Genomic DNA, 15879 nt, shown 5'->3' on the forward strand with positions numbered 1-15879 from the left:
ATGAGCTTGAGCCTTCGCTTCCACAGTCTGGAAGGGCGTATTGCGACCCTGTTTCTGGCCTTGATCATCGTGTTGCAGGTGGTCGGGCTGGTGGTGATCCAGCGCGGTATCGATAACAACGCCCGCAACGCCATCGCCACAGAATTGACGAATGGCGAAAAAGTGCTGCGCAAGCTGATGGAGCAAAACGCCCAAAAGCGCCGCTTCAGCGCCCAGGTGCTGGCGCGCGATACCGGGTTCGTGCAGGCGGTGGGCAATGACGAAGGCAGCGACCTGGCCACCATCCGCTCGGCGCTCGACAACAGCGCCCGCCGCGCGCGCGCCTCGCTGACCATGCTGGTCGATGGCAACCGCAAGATCAAGGTCAGCAGCGTCGCCAACAGCGAACCGGCCCTCGACCGCCTGGTACTGTCGCTGCTCGATCAGGCCGAGCAGGGCGATGGCGCCAGCGGCACGGCGCTGGTGGGCGGGCGGCCGTTCCAGATTATCGTCACGCCGGTCAAGGCGCCGATTACCATCGCCTGGGTGGTGATGGGCTTTGCCATCGATGGCCAGCTTACGCGCGACATGAAAGAACTGTCGTCGCTGGAAGTGGCGATCCTGGCGCGTAGCAGCAACGGCGCCTGGCTGCCGGTCGAAGCGACCGTGGCGCCGGCCGAGGCGGCCGGCATCGCCCGCCAGCTCGGCAGCAGCCAGGCGCGCACCTTCGACGTCACCATCAAGGACAGCCGCTACAGCGCGCGCCTGGTCGACATCGGCCCGGCCGGCGAAGGCCGGGCCAGCATCATGCTGGCGCGCTCGATCGAAGAAGCGGTCGCCGAATACGCCCGTCTGGAACAGAGCCTGATGCTGCTGACCGTGATCGGCATCATCGTCGCCGGCGTCGCCAGCGTGTTTACCGCCAAGCGGCTGGCGCAGCCGCTGCGCGAACTGGCCGGCGTCGCCGCCCGTCTCGAACGGGGTGACTACCGCGCGCAGAACGGCTTTGAGCGCAACGATGAAATCGGCGCGCTGGCCAAGGCATTTGACAGCATGCGCGACGGGATTGCCAAGCGCGAGCAGGAAATCCGCCGGCTCGCTTACTGGGACACCCTGACCAACCTGCCCAACCGCGCCCAGTTCGTCATGCTGCTGGGCGAAGCGCTGGCGCAGGCACGCCAGCACGAGGGGTCGGTGTACGTCTTGATGATGGACCTGGACCGTTTCAAGCACGTCAACGACGTCATGGGCCACAATTTTGGCGACGCCCTGCTGCGCCAGGTGGCCGACCGGCTGCAGCTGCAGCTGGCGCGCGCGCACCCGCAGGCGCAGGTAGCGCGCCTTGGCGGCGATGAATTTGCCGTGCTGTTGCCGGACACCGACCGCGACGGCGTCAAGGCGGTCGCCGCCGCCCTGCTGCATGCGCTCGAGCAGCCGCTGTCGCTGGAAGACCAGACCGTCGACATCGGCGCCGGCCTCGGCATCGCCGGCTACCCGGCCCATAGCGACGACGCCGACGCCCTGATGTCGATGGCCGAAGTGGCCATGTACACGGCCAAGCAGCGCAATGACGGCGCTGTCTATTACGACGCCCTGATCGACAAGTCGAGCGCCAACAGCCTGTCGCTGCTGACCGAACTGCGTGGCGCCATCGAACGCAACGAATTCCGCCTGCATGTGCAACCGAAGATGAAACTCGATACTGGCGAAGTGGTGGGCGTCGAGTCGCTGGTGCGCTGGCTGCACCCGGAACGGGGCAATGTGTTCCCCGACGAATTCATTCCCTTCGCCGAGCAGACCGGCTTTATCCGGGTGCTCACCCGCTGGGTGCTTGAACAGTCGGCCGCCCTGTGCCGCGACCTGACTGCCCAGGGCATCTACCTGAAGGTATCGGTCAATCTGTCGACCCGCGACCTGCTTGACCAGGACCTGCCCAACAAATTTGCCGACATCCTCAAGCGCTACCAGGTCAAGCCGGAGTCGTTTTGCCTGGAGATCACCGAGAGCGCCATCATGGACGATCCGGTGCGCGCCCAGCAAACCCTGGAACGCCTGCACGCCATGGGCGTCGATCTGTCGATCGATGATTTTGGTACCGGCTACTCGTCGCTGGCCTATCTAAAACGCTTGCCAGTCGACGAGCTGAAAATCGATAAATCGTTTGTACTGAATATGGAAAACGATATCGGCGACACCAAGATCGTGCGCTCGACCATCGACCTCGGTCACAACATGGGATTGCGGGTGGTGGCCGAAGGAATCGAGAGCGAAGCGGTGTGGCGCCTGCTGGCGGCGCTCGGCTGCGATCAGGGCCAGGGCTATTTCATGAGCCGGCCGATTCCCGGCGACCGGCTGGCCGACTGGATTGCCAACTGGGTGCCACCGGTACGCTCGGCGCTGCCGTACGTGGCCACGACCGACGAGGCGGTGGAGTAAGCCGTCCCTGGTGTAAATTTTTTCGTTTAGATTTTTTCGTTTAGACTTGTTTAGAATTGAACAGGCCCTGTTCAATCACGTTCTTTACGAGAGACTCCATGCACATCACGCACGCATCGCTAACGACCCTGTTGGTCAGCCTGGCCGTCAACGTCAGCGCTGCCAGCGCGGCGCCGGCGCCATCGTCAACCCTGCCTGCGTCAAACTGCGCGCCGCTCGATGCAGCTGCCGCGCCGCTGCGCTACCCGGTGTCCCTCAAGGGCGACCAGCAGGACACCTACCACGGCACTGTCGTCGCCGATCCCTACCGCTGGCTGGAAGACGCCAACAGCGCCCAGACCAAAGCGTGGGTCGCTGCGCAAAACCTGGTTACCCAGGCCTACCTGGCCCAGATCCCGGCCCGCGCCGCGATTGGCCAGCGCCTGACAACGCTGTGGAATTACGAGCGTTACAGCGTGCCCTTCAAGGAAGGCGGCCGCTATTTTTACAGCCGCAACGACGGCCTGCAAAACCAGGCGGTGCTCTACACCATGGCGCACCTGGCCGACACCCCGCGCGTGCTGCTCGACCCGAATACCCTGGCGGCCGACGGCACGGTGGCGCTCTCTGGCACCGTCGTCAGCCCGGACGGCAAGCTGCTCGCCTACGGCACCGCCGCCTCCGGCTCGGACTGGAACGAATGGCGTGTGCGTGACATCGCCAGCGGCAAGGACCGGGACGACCTCATTCGCTGGGTAAAATTTTCTGCGACCGCCTGGAGCGCCGATGGCAAGGGCTTTTTCTACAGCCGCTACGACGCCCCGAATGAAGCGACCAAGCTGGCCGACGCCAACTACAACCACAAGTTGTATTACCACCTGGTGGGCACACCGCAGGCCGCCGATCGCCTGGTGTACCAGCGGCCCGACCAGAAAAGCTGGCTGCTCAGTGCCCAGGTCACCGACGATGGTCACTACCTGTTGATCAATGCCTCCAATGGCAGTGCGCGCACCAACGCCGTGTTCCTCAAGGATCTGCGCAAGGCAGGCGCGCCGGTCACTGCGCTGCTCGACCAGTTTGACGCCGGCTACCACTTTGTCGACAACGACGGTGCGCGCTTTTACTTCACCACCGATCAGGGCGCGCCGCGTGGCCGTCTGGTCGCCATCGACGTGAACAAGCCGGCCGCCGCCAACTGGAAAACCGTGCTGCCCGAGAGCGAACGCACGCTGCAATCGGTGGCGCTGCTGGGCCGCCAGTTCGTCGCCCAGTACCTGGCCGATGCCCACAGCGTGGTGAGCATGTTTGACCGCAACGGCAAACTGCTGCGCGACATCACCTTGCCGGGCCTTGGCAGCGTGGCCGGTTTTGGTGGCAGGAAGGGCGACACCGAAACCTTTTATTCGTACAGCGGCTTTACCACGCCAGCGACGATCTATCGCCTCGACCTCAACACTGGCGCCAGCAGCGTGCTGCGCCAGCCAAAGGTCGACTTCGATCCGGCCGCCTACGAGACGCGCCAGCAGTTCTTCACCAGTGGCGATGGCACCCGCGTGCCGATGTTCATCGTCGCCAAAAAAGGGCTCAAGCTCGATGGCAGCAATCCCACCTACCTGTATGGCTACGGTGGCTTTAATATTGCGCTCACCCCCGCGTTCTCGGCGGCGAACATCGCCTGGATGGAGATGGGGGGCGTGTACGTGCTGGCCAATCTGCGCGGCGGCGGCGAATACGGCGAAGCGTGGCACGAGGCCGGCACCAAGCTGCAAAAGCAAAACGTCTTCGACGATTTTATTGGCGCCGCCGAATGGCTGATCGCCAACAAGGTGACGTCGCCCGCCAAACTGGCGATCGGCGGTGGCAGCAATGGCGGCCTGCTGGTGGGCGCTGCCATGACCCAGCGCCCGGAACTGTTCGCCGCCGCCATCCCGCAGGTGGGGGTGCTCGACATGCTGCGCTTCCAGAAATTTACCATCGGCTGGGCCTGGGTCAGCGACTACGGCTCGTCCGACGACCCCGCCCAGTTCAAGGCCTTGTATGCCTATTCGCCGCTGCACAATCTGAAGGCGGGCGTCTGTCTGCCGGCCACCATGATCACCACCGCCGACCACGACGACCGCGTGGTGCCGGCCCACAGCTTCAAGTTCGCCGCCGCTGCCCAGGCGGCGCAGGGCGGCGCCCGGCCGGTGATTATCCGCATCGACACCAAGGCCGGCCACGGCGCCGGCAAGCCGACCGACAAGCAGATCGAAGAAGTGGCCGACCGCTGGGGATTTTTGACGCGCGCGCTGCAGATGGACCATGCCATCGATCAGCGCTGAGCAGCAGGGCGACTGGCACGCGCGCCGCCGCGCTGCCTGTCGCATGCCGGCAAATCAATGAGCACACCAGCGCGCACACCGGCGCGCACACCGACAAGCGGCGAGGCGTTGACACTAGCTTTCATCATCAGCCTCGATCGCCGTGGCCAGTCGCTGCATCAGCCGCACCTCCACTGGGTCAATTTTAGGTCGGCACCAACAGCGCTGCATCATCGGGCTGTCGAGCTGATTCAGAAATGCTGCAATCACACCGTTTGGATTGCACGTCGGCACGGTGTTCGATCGCGAGACGGCCAGGCGGATGCCACCAGCGTCCGCTGTTGTGACCGAACCCAATATATTTATAAAGATGTTGACTATATTTCCACATGGAAATATTATTGCCAGCAGGAGTTATTCACTTTCTCCCACTTAAATTCAAAGCCAGCCAGAGCCGTGTTATCGACGCTGAGCCAAACGTCCTTTGTTTGTTTAAATTTATCCCTGGGCGGATAGTTGAATCGAGGATGTCGTGAAGAAAAATATAATGATTCGCTCTGGAGCTGTCGTATTCGTCGTTTGTGGCGTTGTGTCGGTTACCTGCACCGTATTTGGGAGCGGCACCTTGTTTTCGCCACCCGAACCGATCAAATCGGCGGCAGTTGTGCAAAATGCCCGTACCAGCAACCTGCCGGTGGGGACGCGGCAAGAGGCGGATCTTGCCGCCAATCGCGTCCGAAGCGTGCGCGGCGACGCCTCCTTCGCGCCGCGAATAACAGCTGTGGCGACAACGCAAGGCACGGAGAAATTTGTCGAAATGGCGACCGATTTCGTACCCGCCAGCGCCAATGGGAGTACTGATCAGTCCCCGTTTGGCGCCATTCATTTGTCAGGACTTTCTTCCGGCCAGAACGCAATATTGAACCTGAATGGCCACCTTGAAGAAGTGGCGACCTGGTACGGTATGAGCGGTTCGCAATTACGCACGCTCTTGTTAACCGACAGCAGCGTTCATATCGACAGCAAGGGACGCATCCTGCATATCGATGCGGGCCCCACGGCCGCTTCCACCGATGGCGTCACCATGGCAACGACCACTGCCACGGCAGCCGTTACCAGTGCTGTCGGCGCCAATCCGTTTCCGTTCGATCAGACGTTCAAGTTGCATAGCAAGCCCGGCTCGACGCGCGTGCTGTACCTGAACTTTATCGGGCAGGGTGTCTATCCCGCGTTCGACACGGATAAATTGCCTGGAACTTTCAGCAATGCCGAACGGCTCATCGTGCAGAAGGTGTTGTTGCGTGTCGCCGAGGATTTCGCTGCATTCGACGTCGATATCACAACTGAACCAGCCGCCGCTGCGCCAGGGAAAATAGGCGCCACTATATTGATCACGCCGCAAGCAAGCTCCATCGGTGGATATGCTTATTTCAATAGCTTTACGACGTTTGCGCCGTCTGCCGCAACTGCTTTTTGCTACCCCAATAATTTGCTGAACGCCGAAAAACCCATTGCGGACTGCGTCTCCCACGAACTCGGGCACACGCTCGGTTTGCTCCACCAGGGACAGCTGCCATCGACGGTCTATTATGCAGGGCAAGGCGCCGGCGAGACGGGCTGGGCGCCGATCATGGGCGTGGGCTACTATAAAAATCTGGTGCAGTGGGCCAAGGGTGAATACGCCAATGCGAACAATACCCAGGATAGCTATGCCGTCATGCTGCGCCAGGGATTAAGTCCGCGTGCCGACGACCACGGCGATACGATTGCCCTGGCCGATGCGCTCACGTCCAGACGTGAAAATGGATTGAACAACCTGACCGGTCTGGGCGTGATCGAAAGCCCTGCCGACATCGATATGTTTCAATTCTTTGCCGGGGCCGGCCCTGTCAGCCTGAATGTCACAGGGGTGGCACTGGGAAGCAAGCTGGACCTGGCGCTGCAACTGCTTGATGTAAATGGAAAAGTGCTGGCCAGCAGTAGCACGACCGCCACGACCCTGGCAAAAACGATCACCGCGACATTGCCTGTTCAAGGCGTGTATTACCTCAGCGTCGCGGGTGTCGGACGCGGAAATCCGTTGTTGACGGGCTATACAAGATACGGCAGCATCGGCCAATACAGCATCGCCGGAAAGGCGGCGCTGGCCTTTGGTGCGCCAGCCGTCGCGATCATCAAGCCGTCCAAGACCGCAGGACCCGCATCCTCGACGATCAGTTTCGACGGATCGGGATCGACACCGACCCCGGGAACCAAATTGACCGAACTGAAATGGTCGTTCGGCGATGGCACCGCAACAGCGCCGACTGCGACCGTCTCGCACGTTTTTGCAAAAGCGGGGGTGTATCCAGTGGTGCTGACGATGCTCGATTCTGGTGGTACCGTCACCAAAACCGGTGTCCAGATTACCATCAAGTAAAAAGGGAACTTTCCGGTACTTTCTTGTTTTGCCTGTCCGGGCGCCGCATTCTCCGATCAGTTCCTGCACTTGCAGGAACGCGCTGTAACACAACTGGCAGGATTTGCGACTCGTGGCATGCCCGTCACGCTGCCCGGGATGGCGGTGCCCCGCGAGACCTGCTCAGGTCTGTCGCGTTGTCATCGAACGCGCATGTTGCCGTTAGCAGGGAGTTGACTGGCTTGCCCTGCTTTGAAGGCAAGAGTCAAGACGCGCCGGGTCACTGTACACCTTCACGGCGGCGTTATAACTCACGCCGAACAGCAGCGCAATATGTCTCGTAACGAGTTCCGTAACGCACAATCATCGATTGATCTTCAAACCGTGCCTGCAGCTGCGCCAGCAGTTCAAAAATCAGCCACAGGCATAGTGCAGGCCAACTCTCGATCACGAAAAGCTGCGCGAACTGCACGACGCGGATATACGAACACACCAGCCTCATCATCACGACCAACCTGAGCTTCTCGGAATGGTCGACTGTGTTCGGTAACGCCAAAATGACAACTGCGTAGTTCGGTGAACGTGCCCGCTCATTCCGGTCTATCGCGCCCACTTGCGCATGAAAGGGTTTTACGCGGTTAAATTGTAGTCGGTGTGGTCACGATGGGTCGATATTTATCTCCTTTTTGGGCGTTTTTGGTCGTTGGGCGCGCAGCGAGTCGCCGGTCAGGGTAAATCGGTGGTTACGCTGCATGATGCGGTCCAGGATGGCGTCGGCGATGGTGGCGTCACCGATCCATGCATGCCAGTGTTCGACCATCCTCGCCAGCATCGAGCGATTTTGTCTGCGAATTTCTAACTCACCACACTAGCGGTGCACCACCACCAGCAGCGCCTTCGCCTCGGTCTTGCCGGCATTGCGAATCACGTGGCTCTGATCGGCCGTGTAGCGCGCCGTGGCGCCATGCTTGATTTTCTTTTTGACGCCGCCCACCTCGAGTTCGACCGCGCCGTGCAGCACCGTCAAGTGTTCGCCAGTGCCGGGATCATGCGCCTGCGAGGCCAGCTCGCCGCCCGGCGCCAGTGTCAGTTCATACCACTCGTACTTGCCGGCCAGGTCCATCGGGCCGAGGATGCGCAGCACGTAACCGGCATGGCTGCCGGGCAGGGTGGGGGTTTCGTGGGCATCGAGCACGCGGATGGTTTCAACTTCGCGCGTTTCGGCCGTCAGCAATTCGCCGATCGCCACCCCCAGCGCATTGGCCAGGCGCCAGGTGATGGCAATGGTGGGGTTGGCTTTCTCGCGCTCGATTTGCGATAACATGGACTTCGATACCCCGGCAATGCGCGACAGGTCTTCCAGCGTCAAGCCGCGCGCCAGTCGCAGGCGCTGCAGGGTGGCGCCCACTTCGGGAGGCGCATTGGTGGCATTCGCGGAAGGAGGGACGACGGTCAAGGGGCTGTTCATCTTGGGCGTTCTGACTGAGAGAGGACTGCGAGAGGACTGCGAGAGCGACTGCAGGGTTGAAAGGGCAGGGCTTGCCAAGGACTTGCCAAGGGCTTGCCAACGGCAGCGGCCTTCGGTAATATCCATTATATTGAATTTTAGTTCAACATAGCGGATTTCAGAAAAACTATCGAACTAATCCATCGTGCAACACAGGCAACAACGGTACAGCAAACCGGGAGCGGCGGTCAAGCAGCCCCACCAACAGAGGATGCGTCATGAGCGAACAATCGAAAGCCCCCTTTTTTAGCGGCCTGCAGGCCAGTCTCGACACCCTGCGCGAACAGGGTCTGTACAAGCCCGAGCGCGTGCTCGCTTCGCGCCAGGGCGCCGAAGTCACCGGTGCCGATGGCCGCCACCTGATTAATATGTGTGCCAATAACTACCTCGGCCTGTCGGGCGACCTGGAAACCCAGCAGGCATCGATCGAAGCGACCGAGCGTTATGGCTACGGGCTGTCGTCGGTGCGTTTTATTTGCGGCACCCAGACCGTGCACAAGGAACTCGAGCGCGCGCTTGCCGACTTTCTCGGCATGGAAGACACCATCCTGTATGCGGCGGCATTTGATGCCAACGGCGGCCTGTTCGAGCCGCTGTTCGACGAGCACGACGCCATCGTCTCCGACGCCCTCAATCACGCCTCCATCATCGATGGCATCCGCCTGTGCAAGGCGGCGCGCTACCGTTACCAGAACAATGACATGGCCGATCTCGAAGTGCAGCTGCAGGCCGCGCGCAGCGCCGGCAAGCGCCACATCGTCATCGCCACCGATGGCGCCTTTTCGATGGACGGTACGGTCGCCAAACTCGATCAGATCTGCGACCTGGCCGACACCTACGGCGCGCTGGTCATGATCGACGAATGCCACGCCTCCGGCTTCATGGGTAAAACCGGGCGCGGCACCCACGAGCACCACAACGTCATGGGCCGCGTCGACATCATCACCGGCACGCTGGGTAAGGCGCTCGGCGGCGCCATGGGCGGCTTTACGGCGGCGCGCCAGGAAGTGATCGACATGCTGCGCCAAAAGTCGCGTCCTTACCTGTTTTCCAACACGCTCGCGCCCAGCATCGCCGGCGCCTCGCTGTCGGTGTTAAAACGTATCAGCGGTTCGACCACGCTGCGCGACCGCCTGATGGAAAACACCGCTTACTTTCGCAGCGAGATCGAGCGCATCGGCTTTACCATCAAGCCGGGCATCCACCCGGTGGTGCCGGTGATGCTGTTCGAAGCGCCGCTGGCGCAGCAGTTTGCTGCCCGCATGTATGAACTGGGCGTGCTGCTGTCGGGCTTTTTCTATCCGGTGGTGCCGATGGGCCAGGCGCGCGTACGCGTGCAACTGTCGGCCGCGCACACCCGCGAACAGTTGGACACGGTACTGAAAGCCTTCGAGCAGGCCGGCCGCGAGCTGGGCATCATCAAGCCGTCGTTATAAAACATCTCGGTATTTAAAAAATCCAGTCACTGAAACAAGGTATCGCATGGAACGCATTCTCATCATCGGCGCCAATGGCCAGATCGGCAGCGAGCTCGTTGGCGCCCTGGCCGAACGGCACGGCGCGCGCAACGTCATCGCTTCCGACATCGGCAGCACCAATGTCTACGGCGCCGAGCGCTATCTGCAGCTTGACGTGCTCGATCGCGCCGGCCTGGCCACGCTGATTGCCGATGAAGGTATCACCCAGGTCTACCAGCTCGCCGCGCTGCTGTCGGCCACCGGCGAGCAGGCGCCCCTGAAAGCGTGGACGCTCAATATGGACGGCCTGCTCAACATCCTCGAAGTGGCGCGCGAGCGGCTCGCGGCCGGCGCGCCGTTGCGGGTGTTCTGGCCATCGTCGATCGCCGCCTTCGGTCCGAATACGCCGGCCGTCAACACGCCGCAGTACACGGTGATGGACCCCATCACCATCTACGGCATCAGCAAGCTGGCCGGCGAGCGCCTGTGCGAGTATTACTTCACCAAGTATGGCGTCGACGTCCGCTCGATCCGCTACCCCGGCATCATCAGCTACAAATCACCGCCGGGCGGCGGCACCACCGATTACGCCATCGCCATCTTTCACGCGGCGCTCAAGGGTGAGACCTATGACTGCTTCCTCGAAGAACACACCACGCTGCCGATGATTTATATGCCCGACGCCATCCGCGCCACTATCGAACTGATGGAAGCGCCGGCCCAGCAGATCAAGGTGCGCTCGTCGTACAACGTCGCCGGGGTCTCGTTCAACCCGCGCGAACTGGCCGCCGAGATCGTGCGCGTGCTGCCGCAATTTGCCATTCACTACACCCCCGATAGCCGCCAGGCCATCGCCGCCACCTGGCCGCAAAGCCTGGACGACAACGTCGCCCGCGCCGACTGGGGCTGGCGCAGCCGCATCGGCACGGCCGCCATGGTGGCCGACATGCTGGCACATATCGACGTCGAACAGATCGCTTAAGCGACAACGACGCCGACAGCAGCATCTTTTAAAAGCAGCAGCACGGAGACAGTCACAATGGACATGAGCGTATTCGATCTCTTCAAGATCGGCATCGGGCCATCGAGCTCGCACACGGTAGGGCCGATGCTGGCGGCGCGCCGTTTTTTGCTGGAAGCGGGGCCGTTAGACACCGCCGTCGGCGTCGAGGTGGCCCTGTATGGCTCGCTGGCCCTGACCGGTATCGGCCACGCCACCGACAAGGCGGTCATTCTCGGTTTGATGGGGCACACGCCGCAGGGCGTCGATCCGGACTGTGTCGAGGACTTGCTGGCCGAAGTCGAACTCGATGGCCGCCTGGCGCTGTTGGGCGTGCAGCCGGTGCCATTTAACGCGAAAACGGCGATCGTCTGGCATCGTCAGTCGGCGCTGCCCGAACACCCGAATGGCATGCGGTTTACCTTGACGCTGCTGGACGGCAGCATCGTCGAGCGGGTGTTTTATTCGGTGGGCGGCGGCTTTATTCACGCAGCCGGCGAAGCGCAGGCGCGCCAGGGCGGTGGGGGCGGGCGCAGCGTGCCTTATCCATTCGACACCATGGGACACTTGCTGGCGCACGGCCGCGCCACCGGCCTGCGCATTGCGCACATGCTGCGGCAAAATGAACGGGCCAATCTGGACGAGGCTGAACTCGATGCCGGCCTCGATCGCATCTGGCATGTGATGCGTGACTGTATTGCCCATGGCCTGATCACCGACGGCCAGCTGCCCGGCGGCTTGAACGTCAAACGGCGCGCCGCCAAGTTGTGGAAGCAGTCGCAGGATGCCAAGCATGGCGACAACCGCGCCAACGACTTGCCGCACGACGCCGTCCACCAGGTCAGCCTGTACGCCATGGCGGTCAATGAAGAAAACGCCGCCGGTGGCCGCGTGGTCACCGCGCCCACCAATGGCGCCGCCGGCATCATTCCCGCGGTGCTGCGCTACTACGCCGAAGACTGCCGTCCCTCTGACCCCGTCAAGGGCGTGCGCGAATTCATGCTGACCGCCGCTGCCATCGGCATGCTATGCAAGCGCAATGCCTCGATTTCGGGCGCCGAAGTGGGCTGCCAGGGCGAAGTGGGGGTGGCCTGCGCAATGGCTGCCGCCGGCCTGGTGGCGGCGCTGGGCGGCACCAATGAACAGATCGAAAACGCCGCCGAAATCGGCATCGAGCACCACCTGGGCATGACGTGCGACCCGATCGGCGGGCTGGTGCAGATTCCCTGCATCGAGCGCAATGGCATGGGCGCCATCAAGGCCATCACCGCCGCTTCGCTGGCCCTGAAAGGCGATGGCACCCATTTCGTCAGCCTCGATTCGGTCATCGAAACCATGCGCCAGACCGGCGCCGATATGCACAACAAGTACAAGGAAACCTCGTTGGGCGGGCTGGCCATTCACGTGGTGACGGTCAATCACGCGGCCTGCTGACCTGCTGCCCGGGCCACGCCGAGCCCAAATCAGTCCGGTCGCCTTATAATAATGCTTCGATTCGCAGCAGACCGGACTTCGCCAGCATGATGTACACCTCCACCCGCGCCTCCAGCGCCAGCGCCACCGCCCAGCCAGGCGTTGATGCGCCGTTTTTCTCCGCCATTTTGCTCGCTGGACTGGCCCCCGATGGCGGCCTGTATCTGCCGCAGACCTACCCGCAGGTGAGCGACGCTGAACTGACGGCGTGGCGCTCGCTGTCGTACGCCGATCTCGCCTATGAAATCCTGCGCAAGTTCGCCACCGATATGCCGGCGGCCGACCTGAAAGCCATCACCAGCAAAACCTATACCGCCGCGGTGTACCGCAATGGCCGCGATGGCGAAGCGGCGGCCGACATCACGCCACTGCGCGTGCTCGAACGCATTGGCGCCGGCGCCGGCGCAACATCGCTGCTGCTGCAGGCACTGTCGAACGGACCGACCCTGGCGTTCAAGGACATGGCCATGCAATTGCTGGGTAACCTGTTCGAGTACACGCTGGCCAAGGATGGCGCCCATCTGAACATTTTTGGTGCGACCTCGGGCGACACCGGCAGCGCCGCCGAATACGCCATGCGCGGCAAGCGCGGCATCCGCGTCTTCATGCTCTCGCCGCACGGTAAAATGAGCGCCTTCCAGACCGCGCAAATGTTCAGTCTGCAGGACGAAAATATCTACAACATCGCCGTTGACGGCGTGTTTGACGATTGCCAGGACATGGTCAAGGCGGTGTCGAACGACCTGCCATTTAAGGTCACACAAAAAATCGGCACCGTCAATTCAATCAACTGGGCGCGCGTGGTGGCCCAGGTGGTGTATTACTTCCGCGGCTACCTCGCTGCCACCAGCAGCAACAGCGAACAGGTGTCGTTCACCGTCCCCTCGGGGAACTTCGGCAATATCTGCGCCGGCCATATCGCCCGCATGATGGGGCTGCCCATCGACAAACTGGTCGCCGCCACCAACGAAAACGACGTGCTCGACGAGTTTTTTCGCAGCGGCGTCTACCGCGTGCGTAAAAGCGCCGAGACCTATCACACCAGCAGCCCGTCGATGGACATCTCGAAGGCATCGAACTTCGAGCGCTTCATCTACGACCTGGTCGGCCGCGACAGCGCCCGCGTGCGTGCGCTATTTCACAAGGTGGAAAGCGCCGGCGGCTTCGATTTGTCCGGCAAACCGGGCAGCGACGGCGATGAGTGGAAGCGCGTGGCCGAGTTTGGCTTCCTGTCGGGCCGCTCGAGCCACCGCGACCGCCTCGCCACCATCCGCGACGTCGAGGACGACTATGGCATCACCATCGATCCGCACACTGCCGATGGCGTGTTCGTCGCCCGTCAGTTCATGGCACCGGGCGTACCGATGATCGTGCTGGAGACGGCACTGGCGGCCAAGTTCAACGAAACCATTCTCGAAGCGCTCGGCCAGGACGCTGGCCGTCCGGCCGGTTTTGAAGACATCGAAGCGCTGCCGCAAAAATTTACCCTGATGACGACCGACGTCGCCCAGATGAAGGCGTATATCGCCGCCCACACGGGACTCTAAGATGGCTGCCGAGACACCCAATCCGCACCCGGCCAGCCGGCCACCGATGCTCAGCGTGCGCGAAGCGCTCGCTTTCCTCGACGCCGGCGCCCGCGCCGTGGTCGACGTCGAGACCGTTGCCACGCTGGCGGCCAACGGCCGCGTGCTGGCGCTCGACCAGGCCTCGACCATCGATGTGCCCTCGGCCGACAACACCCAGATGGATGGCTATGCAGTGCGCGCGGCCGATTGTGCCAGTGGCAGCGCGCGCCTGAAGGTCAGCGCACGCATTGCCGCCGGCCAGGTGGGGCAGCCATTGGCGGCCGGTTGCGCCGCCCGCATTTTTACCGGCGCCATGATTCCCGCGGGCGCCGATGCGGTCGTCATGCAGGAGCAGTGCAAGGCCAACGACGACGGCACCGTCACCGTCCGTCACGCGCCGCCTGCCGGGCAATGGATCCGCCGCGCCGGCGAAGACATCCGTGCTGGTGCCACCATCCTCAGCGCCGGCACGCGCCTGCGCAGCCAGGAGCTGGGGCTGGCGGCGTCGACCGGGCTGGCCAGCCTGCCAGTGCTGCGGCGCCTGCGCGTGGCGGTGTTTTTCACGGGCGATGAACTGACCATGCCGGGCGAAGCGCCGGGCGGCGTGCTCGCTGCTGGCGCCATCTACAACTCGAACCGCTTTACCCTGCGCGCGCTGCTGGAAAACCTCGGTTGCCAGATCGCCGATTTCGGCATCGTGCCTGACACCCTGGCCGCCACCCGCGACACCTTGCGCGCCGCCGCCGGCGACAACGATTTGATCATCACCTCCGGCGGCGTCTCGGTAGGCGAAGAAGACCACATCAAGCCGGCGGTGGAAGCGGAAGGGCGCCTGAACATGTGGCAGATCGCCGTCAAACCGGGCAAGCCGCTGGCCTTTGGTGAAGTGCACAAGGCGGACGCCGCCAGCGCATTTTTTATCGGCCTGCCGGGCAACCCGGTATCGAGCCTGATCACCTTCATGTTGTTTGTGCGGCCGTTCATCCTGCGTTTGCAGGGCGTGCAGCAACCCGCTCCGGCCCGCTCGTTCGCCATGCGCGCCGACTTTGCCTGGCCGCAGGCCGACCGCCGCAATGAATTCCTGCGTGCCCGCATCAACGATGCCGGCGGCCTCGAACTGTTCCCCAACCAGGGCTCGGGCGTGCTGACCTCCACCGTCTGGGGTGACGGCTTGATCGACAACCCGCCCGGCCAGACCATCGCGCCGGGTGACATCGTGCGCTTCATCCCTTTCAGCGAACTTTTGCACTAGGCTGCCATGAATATCAAGCTGCGTTACTTCGCCAGCGTTCGCGAGACGCTCAATATTTCGCACGAAATGGCCACCATCCCGGCGGGCGTGACGACGGTGGGGGCGATCCGCGCCCACCTGGTCGCGCGCGGCGGCATCTGGGCCGAAGCGCTGGGCGTCAACAAGCCGCTGCGCACCGCCTACAACCAGGCCATGTGCGGCCCTGATCAAGTGGTGGAAGCGGGCGCCGAACTGGCGTTTTTTCCGCCGGTGACGGGCGGCTGAGCGGTCGTCGGGCGCCGAAGCCGAAGCCGAAGCAGCTAAGGCCGGTGCGGCGATCGCCGCATCTTCAAGAGCGGCGCGAGCGACTGTACCGCGTGGCCGTAAATACCGCCGCCGCGCCCAGTGCGTAGGGCGCTGACAGCTGCCAGCTGCTCGCCAGCGGCGTGCCGCTGGCCATGTCGAGTACCACCAGGATGGCGAACATCGACACTGCCGCCAGCAGGAACTGACCTATCCAGTATGGCAAGGTACGCATGTCTGTCTCCATT

Annotated in this window: 12 protein-coding genes and 1 pseudogene; 10 read left to right on the forward strand and 3 right to left on the reverse strand. The window is 62.6% G+C overall.

Annotation, left to right across the window (positions count from 1 at the left end):
• The 4 genes and pseudogenes from ACP7BZ_RS09850 to ACP7BZ_RS09865 all read left to right on the forward strand — a co-directional run.
• Entirely contained in the window at positions 1 to 2415 is a 2415-nt protein-coding gene (locus ACP7BZ_RS09850; protein ID WP_426112554.1) for a putative bifunctional diguanylate cyclase/phosphodiesterase, read from the forward strand.
• A gap of 98 nt (positions 2416 to 2513) precedes the next feature.
• A complete protein-coding gene (locus ACP7BZ_RS09855; protein ID WP_426112556.1) occupies positions 2514 to 4715 on the forward strand; it encodes a prolyl oligopeptidase family serine peptidase in 2202 nt (733 codons plus the stop codon).
• A 604-nt stretch (positions 4716 to 5319) separates the two neighbouring features.
• Positions 5320 to 7113 (forward strand): PKD domain-containing protein, encoded by a 1794-nt coding sequence (locus ACP7BZ_RS09860; RefSeq protein ID WP_426112558.1) that lies wholly within the window; start codon positions 5320 to 5322, stop codon positions 7111 to 7113.
• Between the two features lie 452 nt (positions 7114 to 7565).
• A pseudogene (locus ACP7BZ_RS09865) lies at positions 7566 to 7661 on the forward strand (ATP-binding protein); the annotation flags it as partial.
• 89 nt (positions 7662 to 7750) lie between these two features.
• Here the strand turns inward: ACP7BZ_RS09865 and ACP7BZ_RS09870 are convergent.
• Positions 7751 to 7924, reverse strand: coding sequence for an ATP-binding protein (locus ACP7BZ_RS09870; protein WP_426112560.1), 174 nt, complete (start codon positions 7922 to 7924; stop codon positions 7751 to 7753).
• A 36-nt stretch (positions 7925 to 7960) separates the two neighbouring features.
• On the reverse strand, positions 7961 to 8560 hold the full coding sequence (locus ACP7BZ_RS09875) for a helix-turn-helix domain-containing protein (RefSeq protein WP_426112562.1): 600 nt from the start codon (positions 8558 to 8560) through the stop codon (positions 7961 to 7963).
• Positions 8561 to 8817: 257 nt separating this feature from the next.
• On the opposite strand from ACP7BZ_RS09875, the gene kbl reads away from it, so the two are divergent.
• The 6 genes from kbl (at position 8818) to moaD (ending at position 15613) form a co-directional block, all read left to right on the forward strand.
• Positions 8818 to 10035, forward strand: coding sequence for a glycine C-acetyltransferase (gene kbl / locus ACP7BZ_RS09880; RefSeq protein WP_426112564.1), 1218 nt, complete (start codon positions 8818 to 8820; stop codon positions 10033 to 10035).
• A gap of 46 nt (positions 10036 to 10081) precedes the next feature.
• Positions 10082 to 11038: an NAD-dependent epimerase/dehydratase family protein gene (locus ACP7BZ_RS09885; RefSeq protein WP_426112566.1), complete on the forward strand. Its 957-nt coding sequence runs from the start codon at positions 10082 to 10084 to the stop codon at positions 11036 to 11038.
• A gap of 57 nt (positions 11039 to 11095) precedes the next feature.
• Positions 11096 to 12490 (forward strand): L-serine ammonia-lyase, encoded by a 1395-nt coding sequence (locus ACP7BZ_RS09890; protein WP_426112568.1) that lies wholly within the window; start codon positions 11096 to 11098, stop codon positions 12488 to 12490.
• A gap of 86 nt (positions 12491 to 12576) precedes the next feature.
• Entirely contained in the window at positions 12577 to 14076 is a 1500-nt protein-coding gene (gene thrC, locus ACP7BZ_RS09895) for a threonine synthase (protein WP_426112569.1), read from the forward strand.
• Position 14077: 1 nt separating this feature from the next.
• Positions 14078 to 15349, forward strand: coding sequence for a gephyrin-like molybdotransferase Glp (gene glp / locus ACP7BZ_RS09900; protein ID WP_426112571.1), 1272 nt, complete (start codon positions 14078 to 14080; stop codon positions 15347 to 15349).
• Between the two features lie 6 nt (positions 15350 to 15355).
• A complete protein-coding gene (gene moaD, locus ACP7BZ_RS09905; protein WP_426112573.1) occupies positions 15356 to 15613 on the forward strand; it encodes a molybdopterin converting factor subunit 1 in 258 nt (85 codons plus the stop codon).
• A 64-nt stretch (positions 15614 to 15677) separates the two neighbouring features.
• Here moaD and ACP7BZ_RS09910 read toward each other — a convergent pair whose 3' ends face one another.
• Entirely contained in the window at positions 15678 to 15866 is a 189-nt protein-coding gene (locus ACP7BZ_RS09910) for a hypothetical protein (protein WP_426112575.1), read from the reverse strand.
• Positions 15867 to 15879 lie beyond the last annotated feature (13 nt).

Source organism: Massilia sp. PWRC2 (genome assembly GCF_049896725.1).
In the GTDB taxonomy this organism is placed as follows: Bacteria; Pseudomonadota; Gammaproteobacteria; order Burkholderiales; family Burkholderiaceae_D; genus JAFCUW01.